The sequence below is a fragment of the Syntrophomonas zehnderi OL-4 genome (assembly GCF_000983115.1).
GTDB classification, from domain to species: Bacteria; Bacillota; Syntrophomonadia; order Syntrophomonadales; family Syntrophomonadaceae; genus Syntrophomonas_B; species Syntrophomonas_B zehnderi.
Map to the genome: position 1 here is coordinate 1 of NZ_CGIH01000023.1, position 825 is coordinate 825.

Genomic DNA, 825 nt, shown 5'->3' on the forward strand with positions numbered 1-825 from the left:
CAAAGCGTGTCAATAACTACACCACCCGCAGCCGATATCGATGTCACACAAACACAAGAAAATTACACGGAACAAGGAAAACAATACATTAAATATACCATAACAGTCAAAAACAACGGCCCAGACAATGCAACAGGACTACAAATACTAGACCAATTACCTAACGGATTAATATACACAAAAAACCTCATCTCAACAGACGGAGGAATCACCTGGACAGAAAACACAACATCATACAACAAGAACACCGGAATCTGGGACATAGGCAACTTCAACACAAACGACCAAACCAAAATACTAATAATAATAGCCGAAATCAACACTACTGGAACAATTAAAAACACAGCAACACGAACGGGAACCCCCGCACAATACGACTGGAACCCTTCCAACAACGCACAAACAGTTACACTCAATTACACTGACATTAAATGTGATATTCATGTGTTACAATATCCTTGGTATTACCTCCCTTCAGAAGGAAAATACCTTGAAAAATACAACGTGGGTGGAACTCCAGTATTCATAGTTGATGTAAGAAACTCCGCACTATACGACGATGCAACAAATATAGTGATCCGATACACAATAGGTGATGGATTCGAATACATAGGTCATACTAGTGAAGGAGTCGGAAGAACAGAACGAACAGGAAACATTATAACCTGGTACATCGACTACTTGCCTAAAGGCGGACAAGCATTCATGACCGTCTATTTAATGGTAACAAAATCCGGCGACAAAACACCCAGCCTAACAAACAACGCCTCACTAATAAGTGTCGACCAAAAAGACATGACAACAAAATACAACTATCAAAGCTGT

At 39.9% G+C, this 825-nt stretch carries 1 pseudogene; it reads left to right on the plus strand.

The window, feature by feature from the left end:
- Positions 1–825, plus strand: a pseudogene (locus AAV90_RS05945) (hypothetical protein); the annotation flags it as partial.